Source organism: Streptomyces sp. DSM 106670 (assembly GCF_055792845.1).
The window spans coordinates 3,268,614-3,284,030 of sequence record NZ_CM147704.1 but is presented as its reverse complement, the minus strand read 5'-3'; the positions used below and the strand labels follow the sequence as shown (position 1 = coordinate 3,284,030).

The 15,417-nt window shown below is 71.8% G+C and carries 12 protein-coding genes and 1 tRNA gene; 9 read left to right on the top strand and 4 right to left on the bottom strand.

The window, feature by feature from the left end; all coding sequences use genetic code 11:
- Positions 1-35: 35 nt before the first annotated feature.
- The 5 genes from moaC to ACSMXR_RS14480 all read left to right on the top strand — a co-directional run bounded on the left by moaC (position 36) and on the right by ACSMXR_RS14480 (position 3,421).
- Entirely contained in the window at positions 36-545 is a 510-nt protein-coding gene (moaC, locus tag ACSMXR_RS14500) for a cyclic pyranopterin monophosphate synthase MoaC (protein WP_137234669.1), read from the top strand.
- A 212-nt stretch (positions 546-757) separates the two neighbouring features.
- The gene (locus ACSMXR_RS14495) at positions 758-1,201 is read left to right on the top strand and encodes a MogA/MoaB family molybdenum cofactor biosynthesis protein (protein WP_376184153.1); all 444 of its coding nucleotides are present in this window, start codon (positions 758-760) and stop codon (positions 1,199-1,201) included.
- Between the two features lie 17 nt (positions 1,202-1,218).
- Entirely contained in the window at positions 1,219-1,839 is a 621-nt protein-coding gene (locus ACSMXR_RS14490; protein ID WP_137234668.1) for a GNAT family N-acetyltransferase, read from the top strand.
- A gap of 177 nt (positions 1,840-2,016) precedes the next feature.
- Positions 2,017-3,243 carry a gephyrin-like molybdotransferase receptor GlpR gene (locus ACSMXR_RS14485; protein WP_381794948.1) on the top strand — a complete coding sequence of 409 codons (1,227 nt, stop codon included), beginning with the start codon at positions 2,017-2,019 and terminating at the stop codon, positions 3,241-3,243.
- Positions 3,244-3,347: 104 nt separating this feature from the next.
- Positions 3,348-3,421, top strand: a tRNA-Ala gene (locus ACSMXR_RS14480).
- 122 nt (positions 3,422-3,543) lie between these two features.
- On the opposite strand, the gene ACSMXR_RS14475 is transcribed toward ACSMXR_RS14480, so the two are convergent.
- Entirely contained in the window at positions 3,544-5,304 is a 1,761-nt protein-coding gene (locus ACSMXR_RS14475) for an ABC transporter ATP-binding protein (RefSeq protein WP_473172034.1), read from the bottom strand.
- Positions 5,301-6,917 carry an ABC transporter transmembrane domain-containing protein gene (locus tag ACSMXR_RS14470; protein ID WP_473172033.1) on the bottom strand — a complete coding sequence of 539 codons (1,617 nt, stop codon included), beginning with the start codon at positions 6,915-6,917 and terminating at the stop codon, positions 5,301-5,303. The genes ACSMXR_RS14475 and ACSMXR_RS14470 overlap by 4 nt, the downstream gene beginning before the upstream one ends.
- Before the next feature lie 521 nt (positions 6,918-7,438).
- Here ACSMXR_RS14470 and ACSMXR_RS14465 point away from each other — a divergent pair.
- Positions 7,439-9,787, top strand: coding sequence for an ATP-binding SpoIIE family protein phosphatase (locus ACSMXR_RS14465; protein WP_473172032.1), 2,349 nt, complete (start codon positions 7,439-7,441; stop codon positions 9,785-9,787).
- A gap of 44 nt (positions 9,788-9,831) precedes the next feature.
- Here the strand turns inward: ACSMXR_RS14465 and ACSMXR_RS14460 are convergent, their stop codons facing one another.
- Complete coding sequence (locus ACSMXR_RS14460; RefSeq protein ID WP_473172031.1) at positions 9,832-10,929, bottom strand: M23 family metallopeptidase; 1,098 nt, start codon at positions 10,927-10,929, stop codon at positions 9,832-9,834.
- A 220-nt stretch (positions 10,930-11,149) separates the two neighbouring features.
- Between ACSMXR_RS14460 and ACSMXR_RS14455 the strand changes: the two genes are divergently transcribed.
- The 3 genes from ACSMXR_RS14455 (at position 11,150) to rocD (ending at position 13,901) form a co-directional block, all read left to right on the top strand.
- Positions 11,150-11,680, top strand: coding sequence for an Lrp/AsnC family transcriptional regulator (locus tag ACSMXR_RS14455; protein WP_137234663.1), 531 nt, complete (start codon positions 11,150-11,152; stop codon positions 11,678-11,680).
- 173 nt (positions 11,681-11,853) lie between these two features.
- Complete coding sequence (gene ddaH, locus ACSMXR_RS14450; protein WP_137234720.1) at positions 11,854-12,654, top strand: dimethylargininase; 801 nt, start codon at positions 11,854-11,856, stop codon at positions 12,652-12,654.
- A complete protein-coding gene (gene rocD, locus ACSMXR_RS14445; RefSeq protein WP_473172030.1) occupies positions 12,654-13,901 on the top strand; it encodes an ornithine--oxo-acid transaminase in 1,248 nt (415 codons plus the stop codon). Before ddaH ends, rocD begins: the two co-directional genes overlap by 1 nt.
- Here the strand turns inward: rocD and ACSMXR_RS14440 are convergent.
- The gene (locus ACSMXR_RS14440) at positions 13,873-15,285 is read right to left on the bottom strand and encodes a lipase family protein (protein WP_473172029.1); all 1,413 of its coding nucleotides are present in this window, start codon (positions 15,283-15,285) and stop codon (positions 13,873-13,875) included. The genes rocD and ACSMXR_RS14440 overlap by 29 nt on opposite strands.
- Between the last annotated feature and the right edge of the window lie 132 nt (positions 15,286-15,417).

Genomic DNA, 15,417 nt, shown 5'->3' with positions numbered 1-15,417 from the left:
GGCCCATCGGTGCCCCTACCGCTAGGCGGAGTGAGTTGAGTACGCAGAACAGGCTGACGCACATCGACGAGGCGGGCGCGGCCCGCATGGTCGACGTGTCGGCGAAGGACGTCACCACCCGCGTCGCCCGCGCGTCCGGCCGGGTGCTCGTCGCGCCGCGCGTGATCGAGCTGCTGCGCGGCGAGGGCGTCCCCAAGGGCGACGCCCTCGCCACCGCCCGGATCGCCGGGATCATGGGGGCCAAGCGCACCCCGGACCTGATCCCGCTCTGCCATCCGCTGGCCGTCTCCGGTGTGAAGGTCGATCTGAGCGTGGCCGACGACGCGGTGGAGATCACGGCCACCGTGAAGACGACGGACCGCACGGGCGTCGAGATGGAGGCCCTGACGGCGGTGTCGGTGGCGGCGCTGACCGTCGTCGACATGATCAAGGCGGTCGACAAGAGCGCGGTCATCACCGACGTACGGGTCGAGGCGAAGTCGGGCGGCAAGTCCGGCGACTACCGGCGCACCGCGCCGGAGGGACCGTCGGGACCGGACGCGTGACGCCGCCCGAGCCGGCCGCCTCCGGCCACGAGGGGCGGGTACCCGAGCGCGGGTCCTCCGGCCACGACCACCGACAGCCGCCCGGGCATGGAGCCTCCGGCCACGAGGGGCACGCGCGGGCAGCCGGGTCCGAGTCCGGGGCCTCCGGAGCCGCGCCGCACACCCCGTACCGCGCGCTCGTCGTCACCGCCTCCAACCGGGCCTCCGCCGGGGTGTACGCGGACAAGGGCGGCCCCCTGATCGCCGACGCGCTGACCGGCCTCGGCTTCACGGTCGAAGGACCGCAGGTCGTCCCCGACGGCGACCCGGTCGAGGCGGCCCTGCGCGCGGGCGTCGCCGCCGGTTACGACGTGATCGTCACCACCGGCGGTACGGGCATCTCGCCCACCGACGCCACCCCCGAGGCCACCCGCCGCGTCCTCGACCACGAGATCCCCGGCATCCCGGAGGCGATCCGGGCCGAGGGCCTCGCCAAGGTCCCGACCGCCGCCCTCTCCCGGGGCCTCGCGGGCGTCGCCGCCCGCACCCTGATCGTCAACCTTCCCGGCTCCACCGGCGGGGTGAAGGACGGGCTCACCGTCCTCGGCAGGCTTCTGGTGCACGCCGTCGACCAGCTCCGCGGCGGCGATCACCCCCGACCGGGGAGCCCGAGCTGAACATCGCGACCTGGCCGGTGACGCTGACCGACGGCGAGATCGTCCTGCGCCCGATAAAGATGCGCGACCAGCGGGTCTGGCGCGAGGTCAACCGGCGCAACCGCGACTGGCTGCGCCCCTGGGAGGCGACCGTCCCGCCACCCGCCCCCGGCGGCCCGATGGCGCAGCGCCCCACGTACCGGCAGATGGTCCGTCATCTGCGCGCCGAGGCGAACGCCGGGCGGATGCTGCCGTTCGCCATCGAGTACGAGGGCCGGCTGGTCGGCCAGCTCACGGTCGCGGGGATCACCTGGGGCTCGATGTGCTCCGGTCATATCGGTTACTGGGTCGACCGGAGCGTCGCCGGGCGCGGGGTCATGCCGACGGCCGTGGCACTCGCCATGGACCACTGCTTCCGCACCGTGGGCCTGCATCGCATCGAGGTCTGCATTCGCCCGGAGAACGGGCCCAGCCGCAGAGTGGTGGAGAAACTCGGATTCCGTTCGGAGGGCGTACGCCCGCGCTATCTCCACATCGACGGGGCCTGGCGCGACCATCTGATCTTCGCCCTCACCGCCGAGGAAGTGCCCGAGGGGATGCTCCGGCGCTGGCGCCGGTCGCGCCCGACGACACCGAGAAGCCCCGGACCGACCGAATAAATAAAATAGATGTTCGAATTTGATCGCGGGATGACCGCCGGATGACCGCATTGGGTCGGGCTTTCGGTGGCTGTTGATCTGAACAATCACAAAAAAAGTCCGTGATATCAGCCGGATCGTGCGACACACCGGGCCAATTGGCGGATCCTCGCGCGCAAACCCCTCTACGGTGTGAGCGTGAGCAGCAGCGGCCTCATCTACGCAGTCATCGTCGGGGCCTGGGCCGCCTACTTGGTGCCGATGTGGCTCCGCAGGCAGGACGAGCTCAACGAAGCCCGTCCGACGGAACGCTTCAGCACCGCCATCCGGCTGCTGTCCGGACGGGCGGCGATGGAGCGCCGGTACGCCAAGGAGCTGCGGGAGCGCACCGCCGAGGAGGCGGCGCCCGACGTCGACCCGGACCGGGAAACGGACCGTATGGAATCCGTGGACGTCCGGGCCTTTGCCGCGCCTCCGGCGCACACGGAAGCCAGATTGAGCGACCCGGCGCACGCGCCCGAGCGCGCTCCGGACCACCAGGCCTCCGACCGCCCGGCGCATGACCGTTCGGCGCACGACCGTCGGGCGGGACATCAGCCGTCGGACCGTCAGCCGAACGAACGCCGGTCCGGTGAGCGCCCCGCGGAACACGCGCCCCCCGCCCAGCGGCGACCCCGCTCCGGCGCGGCCGACGCCGAGCGGGCCCGGCGCGCCCAGCGCTCCCAGGTCCTGGCCCGGCGCAGGCGCACCACCGTCGTCCTCTTCCTGGCCTTCACCGCGGGCGCGGTCGTCGCGGCGGTCGGCGGCCTCGGCTTCCTGTGGGCCCCGGCGGTACCGGCCGTGCTGCTGAGCACGTACATCGTGCATCTGCGCGCCCAGGAGCGCCGACGGTTCGCCTTCACGATGGACCGCCGCCGGGCCGAGGACGCGGCCCAGCGCCTGCGCGAGAACCGCCCGCGTCGGAACCAGCCCGCGATCCCCGCGCCCGCGGAGCCGGACGACGACTCCGAAGCGCACCACGCGGAGCCTGAGCCCACCCCCACGGTCTCCCCCCAGGAGGCCGGCCGGCGCGCCCTCGTCGAGCAGACGGACCACGCGGAGTGGGTGGACCAGCAGCGCGAGCGCGGCCGCGTCCAGGGCGACAGCTGGGAGCCCGTTCCCGTACCGCTGCCCACCTATGTCACCGCGCCCGTCGCCCCCCGGGCCACGGGCGGCGTGGAGGTCGGCGACCCGGAGACCTGGAGCGCGGCCCGCTCCAGCACCGCCGAGCCCACCCAGACCGGAACGTCGCACCCGACGGCCCCCGCGGTCGACCCGGCCCCGCGCCAGCGCACCAACCAGTCCCGCCGCAACCGCGACCGTGGCCGGACCCCGCTCTTCGACCAGTACGACGACGAGGACCGGCCGCGCGCGGCCAATGAGTGAGGTGGCGGGGCGCCGGGTGCTCCGGGAAACCCGACACCGCTGACCAGCGGAGGAACGGATTTCCAAGCACCCCCGTGAGGGTGCTAGAGTTTCACACGTCGCAAGGGCCTGTGGCGCAGTCTGGTAGCGCACCTCGTTCGCATCGAGGGGGTCTGGGGTTCAAATCCCCACAGGTCCACAACCGACAGTTCTCGAGTAGCTCTCGAGAATCGTCACGAGATCCCGTCCGATCTGATTGATCGGGCGGGATCTCGGCGTTTCCGGGGAGCGGGTTCCCAGGGCGTACGTCGTGCCGAAGGCTCAGCTTTCGCCGTTCCACGACCGCCACAGATCCGAGTACGGTCCGCCCGCGCCGACCAACTCGTCGTGGGTGCCCAGCTCGACGATGCGGCCGGACTCCATGACGGCGATGCGGTCGGCGTCGTGTGCGGTCTGCAGCCGGTGGGCGATGGTGATGACGGTGCGGTCCGACCGGACGGCGGCCACTGCCCGCTCCGCCTGCCGGGCCGTCGTCGGGTCGAGCAGTGACGTGGCCTCGTCCAGGATCAGGGTGTGCGGGTCCGCCAGAAGCACCCTGGCCAGGGTGAGCTGCTGTGCCCGGGCAGCCTCCAGTTCGACTCCGCCTGAGCCCAGCGGGGTGTCCAGGCCCTGCGGCAGTTCGGCCACCCAGTCCGCTTCCACCGACCTCAGGGCCGCGAGGACGGCCTCGTCGTCGGCTTCGGGCGCGGCCATGGTCACGTTGTCGCGAAGGGTGCCCATGAACACGTGGTGCTGTTGCGTGATGAGGACGATGCGGTTGCCCAGTTCGCCCGCCGCGGCCTGGTCGGCGACGGGCACGCCGCCGACCAGGATGTGGCCGGTGTCGGGGACGTCCACACCGGACAGCAACTTGCCGAGCGTGGACTTGCCGGCTCCCGACCGGCCGACCACCGCCAGCCGTTCGCCGGGACGGACCGACAGCTCCACGTCCTTGAGGATCTCGTGCCCGGGGACGTAGGAATACCCCACGCCCTTGACCTCGATGAGGTCGTCCACAGGGGCCGGCACCGGAGCGTCCGCTGTGTGCGACACCAGCCCGACACCCTTGATGCGGGCGAACGAGGCGCCGCTGCGCTGCAGTTGTTCGACCCAGATGAGCATCTGGTTGAGCGGGTCGACCAGTTGCCACATGTACAGGCTGCCCGCCACCACGACTCCCAGGGAGATCGTGCCGTTGAGGTAGCCGAACCCGCCCACGAGCAGGATGAGCGCCATGGGCAGCGTGTGCGCGAACTCGGTGACCGGGAACAGCACCATCCGGAGGGAGAGGGTGCGCATGCCGGCGCGGTAGGTGGTGTCGATGGCCTTGTCGAGGGTGCTGTTCTGCAGTTCGCGCAGCCCGTAGGCCTCGACGGTGCGGGCGCCGTGCGCGGTGGAGTCGAGGATCTCGGAGACATCGCCGGCGGCCGCTCCCTCGCCGAGGTAGGCGTCGCGGGAGCGCGCGAGGTACCAGCGGCTCACGCCCCACACGAGGGGCAGTCCCACGACCGAGCAGAGGCCGAGCAGCGGGTCGAGGAGGAAGACCGCGGCGAAGACGAACACGACCTGGATGCCGGAGATGAACATGTCCGGAGCCGCATTGCGCAGCGTGGCTGCGACGGTCGAGACGTCCAGGGTCGTACGGGTGACCAGATCGCCGCTGCCCACCTCGTCCGCGACACGCCCCGGCAGGGAGAGGGTGCGGTCGACGACCTCCTCGCGGAGCCTGGCGAGCGCGCGCTCGCCGAAGCGATGGGAGAGACCGCGCGCACAGCGCGTCAACACCAGTCGGGCCGCCGAGAAGCCCAGGACCGCCGCGGCCAGTCCGTCGACCGCGGAGACGGACAGGTCACCGGACTCGACCCTGGTCACGATGCGGCCGAGGAGCCAGGGACCGGCCGCGCCGGCAAGCGCGGCGAGGCATGTCAGCAGCAGCATCGCGCAGACGGCGCCCGAGTCGTCCCTCAACAGCTTCCGGCAGGCCCGGCGTACCGTCCTGGCATCGGCGATCGGCAGACGGGGCGTCTTGTCGGACCTGCTCATCGCGACTGTCCTTCCACGGGCTGTGCCACGGCGGCTTCGCCGGGGGTCTCGGTGCTGCCGCGGAACACCAGTGCCGCGTATCCCGGCCGGTCGGCGAGGAGCTCTCCGTGCGTACCGGTCGCCCGCACCTTTCCGTTCACGAGGTGGACGACTTCGTCGGCCTGGCCGAGCACGAGCGGCGATGTGCTGACGACGAGGGTGGTCCGCCCGTGCCGGTGCGCCGCCACCCGGGCGGCAACGGTTGCCTCCGTGTGCGCGTCCAGTGCCGACGTCGGTTCCACGAGCAGGAGCACCTCCGGATCCGCGAGCAGGGCCCGCGTCAGCTGCAACCGCTGGCGCTGTCCCCCCGAGACGTTGCGGGCCTGATTCTCCAGGCGGGTGTCGAGCCCGTCGGGGAGTGCGTCGATGATGTCCTCCGCTGCGGCGGCGTGCAGCGCCCGCCGGATGTCCTCGTCGCAGCGGCCGGTGCTGCCGGAGACGACGGAACGCAGGGGGCCCGGGAACATATAGGCATCGTTGTCCGCGAGCAGAATGTGCCGCCTGAGAGCCGTGCGGTCCCAGCCGGACAGCTTGAGGTCCCCCCAGGAGGCCTCGGAGTCCGTGTAGCCGGCCAGCCGGTCCACCACGGCGCGCGGCTCGTCGGGACGGGCGCCGACCAGAGCCGTCATTTTCCCCGGGGCCACCACCAGGCCGGATACGGGGTCGTGCAGCGGGCCGGGAGCGGCCGGGGGGTCGAGCCGGGTCCGGTGCTCCTCGGGGGCCGGCGCGAGCGCCAGGATGTCGACCACCCTCCGTGCGGAGACGAGCCCGCGCGGCAGGTCATCCGCCCCTTCGATCAAGGATGAGACGGGTACCAGCAGAGCGGCGACATATCCGTAGACCGCCACCAGCTCACCTACGGTGATGGCTCCGCCGGCCGCCATCCGCGCGCTGATCCATGTCACCACGGCAAGGAAGACCATGGGCAGGCACGCGGTGAGTGCCTGGACCCAGCTGGTGATGGCAGCGACGCGGTATCCGAGGGGGACCAGGACCTGGGAGCGTTCCCGGTACCGCCCGGCGAACAGGGGCTTGCCGCCGATCCCGTTGAGGACGCTCAGGCCGGCCACCATGTCGCCGGCGAGAGAGGTCAGAGCGCCCTGGTCCTCCCGGTAGCGGCTTTCGGCGCCGTGCAGCTTTCCCAGCAGAGGGCCGACGGTCAGAGCCAGGGCCGGTACGCCGAGAAGGACCACCACGGCGATGACGGCCGAGATCCGGACCAGCAGGACGGCAGTCGCGGCATACGCGATGACCGCGCCTACGCCGGGTCCGGTGATGGTCAGTGTCTGGGCGATCCTGCTGATGTCGCCGACCTGGAGGTGGGTGAGCTCACCCGCGGACACCTGCCGGGGCAGCGCCGACCCCAGCCGGGTGACGTGGCGTGTGACGACCTGGACCGTCCGGTAGGCCGCGTCCACACGGATGTGCGTCATGGTGCGGTGCCGCAGGACGCCGAGGATCGCTGCCCCGGCCCCGGTGACGACCACGGCTCCGATCCACAGGAGCAGCATCCTGGTGTCCCGCGCCTTGAGTCCCTCGTCGATCGTCTTCGACAACAGGTACGGCGGAAGCATGAGCGCACACATCCACGTACTGCCCCACAGGGTGCCGAGCAGTACCCGCCTGTACTGACGTGTCGTCAGCCACCACAGGAACCGCAGCGGACTTCGATGATCCGGCAGGCCCGGGGACTCGTAAGGAACCCGGCGCGCGCCTTCGGGCAGGTCTGGTCCAGGTATCAATCTCGGCCGTCCTTGCGGGGATCGAGGGGCGTCGGTGAATGATCCGGCTGCGGTACTGCATGCGTCGTACACAAGAAAATGCCATACGGCCGAAGAGCCGTACGGCGTGAGGTCGCGATGCGCCGACGAAGGTGACAACGCCGAACCCTTCGCCTCGGCGTAACCGCTGGAACCCGAGGAAGTGGCCGCCGCGGTGCGCGAGGTGCCGGAACGCCTGCCGGGTGCCGTGCGCCGTTTCGTTCCGGGCCTTGGCCGTTCGGGGGAGTACGGCGTGCCGGGCGGCGGAGACACGAGCAGAGTGGGAGTGGACGGCGGTCCTGGCCGCCCAGGGATCGAACGGAGTGGGGAGTCCGATGGCACCCGGGAGCGACGACCCCCTCGACGTGGGGCACTCGGCGGGGCTCGTGGTGGACGCGAGAGGCACGATCCTGCGGTGCACGCCGGCCGCGGAGTCCCTCCTCGGGCGGTCGGCGGCGGAGCTGCACGGCGGGCGGCTCCAGGACCTCCTCGCGGTGCCCGGGAGCTGGCCGGCGGTCCTGGAACAGCGCGACGGGCCGGTGTGGCAGGGGCGGGCGGTGCTGGCCCCGTCCCTCGGGGGCGAGGTGGAGTTCCGCGTGCTGCCCCTGACCGGCGAAGGGCCGGACGGCCGGGCGCGGGAGTTCCTTGTGCTCGCCGCTCCGCACGTCCTGGTCGCACAGTGGCGCCAGGGCCACGCCTTCCTGCGGGAGCTGTTCCTCCAGGACCGCATCGGCCTCGCGGTGTTCGACAACGAGCTGCGGCTGGTACGGACGAACACCCACCTTCTGCCCTACCTGGGTGTGCCGGACGAGCTGTACGGGGCCCGGCTGGGCGACTTCCTCCAGGAGGCGGACGCCCGGGTGATCGACGCCCGCCTGCGGAACGTCCTGACGACGGGAATCCCCCTGATCGGGTTCGACGTCACGGTCCACACGCGGGTCGAACCGGGGGCGGGAAGGATCATGTCCCTCTCGGCGTTCCGCCTCCAGGGGGCGAACGGGCATGTCATCGGCGGCACGGGGCTGTTCGTCGATGTGACGGACCAGAACCTCTCACGCTTCCGGCTCGACCTCCTGCACCGCGCGACGACGGTGCTCAGCACGAACCTCTCCGCCGAGGAGAGCGCCCGTGACCTGGCGGACGCACTCGTCCCCGCGCTCGCCGACGTGGCGGTCGTCGATGTGGCCGAGGCGGTCTTCACCCACGACGAACCCGCTCCCGAGCACCACGGCGACCACCTGCTGCGCCGCACGGCGACGGCCGGCGCCGTGCCCGACGGGTTCGCGACCGGCGCGGTATTCGATGTGAACACCGGCGGGACGCTGTCCGACCGCATGTGGTCGGACCGGTCGGAGGAGGGCGCCGAGCCGGCCGACGTGCTCGGCCGGGCACACGGGATGAGTACGTGGCTGCGAGCACGGGGATCGCTCCTCGGCCGCATCCGGGTCGGCCGCGGCCGCGACCGGCCGCCCTTCACCGCCGACGACCTCGACCTGCTGGCGGAGATCGCCTCGCGAGCCGCCCTCGTCGTGGACAACGCACGCCGCTACACCCGCGAGCGGAACGCCGCGGTCGGGCTGCAGCGCAGCCTGCTGCCGTCCCCGACGACCGACACGGCCACGGTGCACACGGCGAGCGTCTACCTTCCGACGGACACGGCGACGGGGGCCAGCGGCGACTGGTTCGACGTCATTCCCCTGTCCTCCGCCCGGGTCGCGCTGGTCGTCGGCGACGTGGTGGGGCACGGCCTGGGGGCCACGGCGACGATGGCGCGCCTGAGGACCGCCGTGCGGACCCTGGCGGACCTCGACCTCGAACCCGACGAACTGCTGACGCACCTCGACGACCTCGTGTCCGAGCTCGCGATCGACACCGCGGACGCCGAGGCCGCCTTCGGGTCGTTCGGTGCGACCTGCCTGTACATGACGTACGACCCCGTCACCCGGCAGTGCCTGGCGGCCAGCGCGGGACACCCTCCGCCCGCCCTGATGGATCCGGACGGCAACGCCGCGCACATCGACCTCAGCCCCGGTCCGCCGCTCGGGGTCGGTGGCCTGCCGTTCGAGCCCGTCGCGTTCGAGGCGGCGGACGGCAGCGTCCTCGCGCTCTGCACGGACGGCCTCATCACGCGCGGCCATGCCGATCCCGACGAGGGCATGAGCGCCCTCCGGCACGCGCTCTCGGCGGCGCTCGTATCCGGCCGGTCCCTGGAGGAGATCGGTCCCGAGGTGGTCGGGGAACTGGTGCCCCGCCCGCTGGCGGACGACGTGACGCTGCTCCTGGCGGAGGCCCGCGGGGTGCGCGCGAGGGACCACGCTTCCTGGACCCTCGCGGCGGACCCGTCGGTGGTGTCCGAGGCACGCGCGCACGTGCTCGGCCAGCTGTCGCTGTGGGGCCTGGACGACCTCGCCTTCACCACGGAGCTGGTGGCCAGCGAACTGGTCACCAACGCCATCCGCTACGCGGGCGGGACCATCGGTCTGCGCCTGATCCGCGCGGCCTCCCTGATCTGCGAGGTCTCCGACGTCAGCAACACCCAGCCGAGGATGCGCCGGGCCCGTGCCACCGAGGAAGGCGGCCGCGGCCTGTTCCTGATCGCACAGCTCACCGACCGGTGGGGGAGCCGGTACACACGCTCCGGCAAGACCATCTGGACGGAGCAGGCGCTGCCGCCGGGCCCGTGACGTCCCGCCCACCGGTCCGTCACCCGCGAGCGGTACCCCGGGCGTCAGCCGGTGCGGTTGTAGATCGCCGTACCGGGGCAGGCCGTGACGCCGAGACGGGTGCCGCAGCCGGAGTACTGCTGGGATCCGTTCCACCACGCCCAGCCGCCGATCGTGCGGCCGTTCAGCCAGGTGTACTGGCCGTTGTAGCTGGCGTCGTACGTACGCAGGGCCCAGTGCACGTGGGCTCCGGTCGCGGAACCGCCGGCGCAGGTGTCGGTGCCGATGCTGCCGAGCAGGGCGCTGCGCGCGATCGACGTCCCGTTGTAGTAGGTCGTGTTGTGCAGGTGGTAGTAGTCCGTGGAGAAGCCGCCGGGGTGGATCACCCGGGTCCAGCCGCCGCCCGCGCCGCACATCGAGGTGGCCGTACCCTCACGTGACGAGCGCACCAGACCACTGGCGTTGCCGCCGGCGAAGTCGAGGGAGCTCCAGTAGCCGGTCGCACCGTCATGCGCGTGGGGGCCGCCGGTCAGCGTCATGTAGTAGTCGGGCATCCAGGGCAGCAGCAGCCCGTTGGTGTTGGCCAGGGCCCCGGTCGGCGAGGCCTGCGCGTCCGGGGTCGCCTTGCCCGCGGCGTAGGCCGTCATCGTCCGCCGCTCCGCCGTGCCGACCAGCGGGGAGCGGGCCACGTGGTCGGCGAACTCGGGGTCGCCCTCAAGGCCCGGGACCCACCGCCCGTCCTCGCGGTGGGCGATGTAGAGCCAGCCCTCCGGCGCACCGTGCCGTGCGCGCGACGCCTCGACGTAGGCGACGCCGCGGGCCCAGTCGCCCGAGACGTCGCGGACGTCGACGACCACCTTGCGGCCCTCCGCGGCGAGTTCGCCGACGGCGGCGCTCGTGGCGAGTTCCCTGGCGTCGTGGGACCGCGAGAGGACGTCCGCGGAGACGGCGTCCAACAGCGCCCGGCGTTCGGCGCCGAGACGGTCGGCGACGGCGGCCGGCATCTTCACGGTCACCCCGGCGGACGGGTGCCCTGCGCCGGCCGAGGAGTCCGCCGGAGCGGCGGGTGCGGCGGCGAGCAGTCCGGTGACGGCGAGGGCGGTGGCGGCGAGGGTGGTGACGGCGGTTCTCAGGTACGCGGACACATGCGGTCTCGGCAGCACGGGAAATCCCCTGTCGTCGGTCGGCCGGATGGCTAATTGTCATGGACCTGATCGAGTGTGGTGCTCCTTGTCAACGCGCGTCAACCAGGCAGGAGTGCCGTCATTTGTCGGCCCAATGGCGGCGGATCCGGGCCACCACGCCGACCGGCCGGGGCTCCCCGGCAGGATGGGGAGGAAGGCGGCCCCTTCCCGGGGCGGCACGAGGAGAAGGTCACCCGCCATGGCCACGAAGCCCACGCCGTTCGACGAGCTCGACCGGAAGATCGTCGCGACCCTGATCGCGAACGCCCGGGCGAGCTTCGCCGAGATCGGCACGGCCATCGGGCTGTCGGCCACCGCCGTCAAGCGCCGGGTCGACCGGCTGCGCGCCACCGGGGTGATCACGGGGTTCCGGGCGACCGTCCGTCCGGCCTCGCTCGGCTGGCGCACCGAGGCGTACATCGAGGTGTACTGCGACGGCGCGGCACCGCCCAGACGCCTGGCGGAGGTGGCGCGCAAGTACCCGGAGATCGCGGCGGCCATGACGGTGACCGGGGCCGCCGACGCCCTGCTCCACATCAGGGCCACCGATGTGGAGCACTTCGAGGAGGTGCTGGAGCGGATCCGCAGCGAGCCCTTCATCCGCAAGACGATCAGCTACATGGTGCTGTCCCACCTGCTGCCGGACAGCCCGGAGGCGGGAGCCAGCGAGCCCGCGCCGGGCGCCGGGGAGGGCCCGGGCGACGAAGGCGACGCACTGAACCTGCTCTGAGCGACACATCTGCGCAGCATTACTGCGTATACGTGCAGCTCTTCGTTCTTGTCGGGCGTGCAGGCCGCTTTCTACGGTGAGGGCATCCCCATCGTCACCGGAGAAGGCGGAGGAGAACCGTGCCCGCAGAACGTGGCCCGCTGGACCAAGGCCCGCACCTCAGGCGCTATCTGATGTGCGAGCCCCGCCATTTCGAGGTGCGCTACGCCATCAACCCGTGGATGGACACCGGCACCCCGGTCGATCTCCCGCTCGCCCGTGACCAGTGGCTGACCCTGGTCGAGGCCTACCGGGGCCATGGCCACACCGTCGAGACGATCGCCCCGGTCGCCGGTCTGCCCGACATGGTGTTCGCGGCGAACGCGGCTCTCGTCATGGACGGCAAGGTCTTCGGCTCGTCCTTCCACGCGCCCGAACGGCAGCCGGAGGCGGCGGCGTACGCGCAGTGGTTCAAGGAAGCCGGGTACGAGGTACACCCCTCCCGGTCGGTCTGCGAGGGCGAGGGGGACCTCGTCCCGGCCGGACGGTACGTACTGGCGGGTACGGGCTTCCGTACGCACAGCTCCGCGCACCGCGAGGTGCAGGAGTTCTTCGGCAGGCCCGTGATCGGCCTCGACCTGGTGGATCCGCGCTTCTACCACCTGGACACGGCTCTGTTCCACCTCGGCGGGGAGCCGGACGGGGGCGGCGGGACGGGCGCGGGGAACATCGCCTACTACCCGGCGGCGTTCTCCGCGGGCAGCCGCGAGGTCCTGCGGCGCCTCTACCCGGACGCGGTGATCGCCACGGAGGAGGACGCCCTGGCGTTCGGCCTCAACTCGCTCTCCGACGGCCGTCACGTCTTCGTCGCACCGCAGGCCCACGGCCTGATCGACGAGCTCGCCCACCGTGGCTACGTCCCCGTTCCCGTCGACCTTTCGGAGTTCCGCAAGGCCGGCGGGGGCATCAAGTGCTGCACCCAGGAGATCCGCTGATGACCGACACCGTCACCCCTTCCTCCGCTTCCTCCGCCGCCTCCGAGACGCGCTCGTCGGAGCAGCTGATCCGGGCCGAGGCCCCGGTGCTCGCCCACAACTACCACCCGCTGCCCGTGGTCGTCGCCCGCGCGGAGGGCTGCTGGGTCGAGGACGTCGAGGGCCGTCGCTACCTCGACCTGCTGGCGGGCTACTCCGCTCTCAACTTCGGCCACCGCCACCCCGCCCTCATCAAGGCCGCGCACCGCCAGCTCGACGAACTCACCCTCACCTCACGCGCCTTCCACCACGACCGGCTGGCGGGTTTCGCCGAGCGCCTGACCGCGCTGACCGGCCTCGACATGGTGCTGCCGATGAACACCGGCGCCGAGGCCGTGGAGAGCGCGGTCAAGGTCGCCCGCAAGTGGGCGTACGAGGTCAAGGGCGTCGCACCGGACCGGGCGACGATCGTCGTCGCCGACGGCAACTTCCACGGCCGGACGACGACGATCGTGAGCTTCTCGACGGACGAGACGGCCCGCGCCGGCTTCGGGCCCTTCACCCCGGGCTTCCGGGTCGTCCCGTACAACGACCTCGCCGCCCTGGAATCCGCCGTGGACGAGACGACGGCGGCCGTGCTGATCGAGCCCGTCCAGGGCGAGGCCGGGGTCGTCATCCCCGACGACGGCTACCTCACCGGGGTCCGTGAACTGACCCGGCGCGCGGGGTGCCTGTTCATCGCCGACGAGATCCAGTCGGGCCTGGGGCGCACGGGCCGCACGCTGGCGGTCGACCATGAGGGCGTGGTCCCGGACATGCTGCTCCTGGGCAAGGCGCTGGGCGGTGGCATCGTCCCGGTCTCCGCCGTGGTCGCCCGCCGTGAGGTGCTCTCCGTACTCGGGCCCGGGGAACACGGCTCGACGTTCGGCGGCAACCCGCTGTCGGCGGCGATCGGTTCGGCGGTCCTCGACCTGCTGGCCACCGGCGAGTTCCAACGGCGGGCCGCCGAGCTGGGCGAGGTACTGGACCGCGGTCTGGCCGCCCTCGTCGGCGCGGGCGTCACGGGCTACCGGGCCCGCGGGCTGTGGGCGGGCGTGGACATCGACCCCGCGATCGGCACGGGCAGGGAGATCAGCGAGCGGCTCCTCGCCGAAGGGGTGCTGGTCAAGGACACCCACGGCTCGACGGTACGGCTGGCGCCTCCGCTGACCATCACCGAGGAGGAACTCGGGTCGGCGCTCACGGCCTTGACGAAGGTGCTGTCGTAGCCGGGGCGTTCGTGACGGTCGGCTTCTCGGGCTCCAGCGAGTTGCCCGCGGGTATGCGGCCACAGCTGGTGGGGGCGGCCTTGCCCGCGAACCGGTCGTCGAGCCAGGACACCGCGCGCGGGGTCCAGTACGGCATGGCGCCGACATGGCTGAGCAGGTTGTACTGCTCGTACCGGATCGAGGTGTTGCCGGTGGCGCAGTACTGGTTGGCCAGCGCCCGCACATCACCGGCGACCATCACACCGTCGCCCGTGCCGATGCCCGGGGGCCGGTTGAACGTTCCCTCCAGCACGCCTGCGTTTCCCTGCCCGATGAAACCGGGGACGGTCGGGGTGGCCGCCTCGCCGAGGTTGACCTTGTTGACCGCGTCGACGAAGGCGGGAATGGAGTTGGGGTCCTTGTACTCCGGCTTCGCCAGGTCCTTCCAGGTCAGCCCCGGGTAGCGGCCCAGCGCGTCGACGATCGAGCCGTGTTCGAGCTCGTCGAAGACCGCGATGCCCCTCGGGCTCAGATAGCGCTCGATGTCGATGCCGTAGGCACGGGACACGCCGATGACCGCCATCGGCAGTACGCCGGTCCACACCAGGGAGCCGTCTATGTACTTCAGGTTGTGCGCCGGCGCGACGAGCAGCCCGGCCTCGGCGAAGCCGACCAGCTGCCGGTTCACCTCGGGGGCGTACTCGGGGGCCAGGGCCGCCGCCCAGTTGGTGGCGATGGCCCCGCCGGAGTAGCCGAGCAGGCCGAACCTGGTCCCGGCGTGCAGACCCGTTGCCTCGGCCCGGGTGCTCGCCCGGATCGAGTCGAGCGTGTTCGTCCCGTACGCGGGACCGGCCGCGAACTCGGCGGTCTGGCCCTCGGTGTCGGGGATGACGAGGTCGTAGCCCTTGAGCAACAGCGGTGCCATGACGACGGATTCGACGTTGGCGATGATTCCGCCGAGGGTGACCTTTCCGGCGATGGCCCGGGAGGGTCCGTCCTCGGGGTCGAGGGAGTCGTAGAACGACTGGTACGAGACGGCCTTGCTGCCGTCGCCGCGGTGACTGCGGACCACCGTGGTCACGTTGGCCGACGGCCGGCCCTGGGCGTCGGTCGTGCGGTAGAGCAGCTGGACGGCCTTGACCGGCGTCGGGATGCCGAGGACGTGATAGTCCAGCGTGCGCTTCTTCAGTACGTCGCCCGGCGCGTACGAGGACAGCGGCTCGCTGCCGTCGTAACGGTAGAACGGGTCGGACGCCGCCTTGCCGTCGGTCTGTCGCGCGGCTGCGGCGGGCGCGGCCGCGGTGGGTGTGGCCGCGGCGGGTGCGGCCGAGGCCGTCGGCGCCGCGCCGACGGTGAGAGCGGTGACGACGGCGACGGCCAGCAGGCCGGCGGTGCTCCGGTTCATGATTCCCCCGGGATCCGAATCTGAGTGAATGAGGCGGCACGGTCTGGCGGGCAAGGCGGAACTGCCCTTACCGCGAGGTAACTTACTGGGGGTAACGGCTCGGCGTACAGATGCGTGCGCAGGCTTCTCGAC

Coding starts and splice junctions, on each gene's coding strand:
- ACSMXR_RS14455 (WP_137234663.1), top strand. CDS start 11,150: ATGGCCACGAAGCCCACGCCGTTCGACGAGCTCGACCGGAAGATCGTC.
- rocD (WP_473172030.1), top strand. CDS start 12,654: ATGACCGACACCGTCACCCCTTCCTCCGCTTCCTCCGCCGCCTCCGAG.
- ACSMXR_RS14440 (WP_473172029.1), bottom strand. CDS start 15,285: ATGAACCGGAGCACCGCCGGCCTGCTGGCCGTCGCCGTCGTCACCGCT.
- ACSMXR_RS14470 (WP_473172033.1), bottom strand. CDS start 6,917: ATGCTTCCGCCGTACCTGTTGTCGAAGACGATCGACGAGGGACTCAAG.
- ACSMXR_RS14465 (WP_473172032.1), top strand. CDS start 7,439: ATGGCACCCGGGAGCGACGACCCCCTCGACGTGGGGCACTCGGCGGGG.
- ddaH (WP_137234720.1), top strand. CDS start 11,854: ATGTGCGAGCCCCGCCATTTCGAGGTGCGCTACGCCATCAACCCGTGG.
- ACSMXR_RS14475 (WP_473172034.1), bottom strand. CDS start 5,304: ATGAGCAGGTCCGACAAGACGCCCCGTCTGCCGATCGCCGATGCCAGG.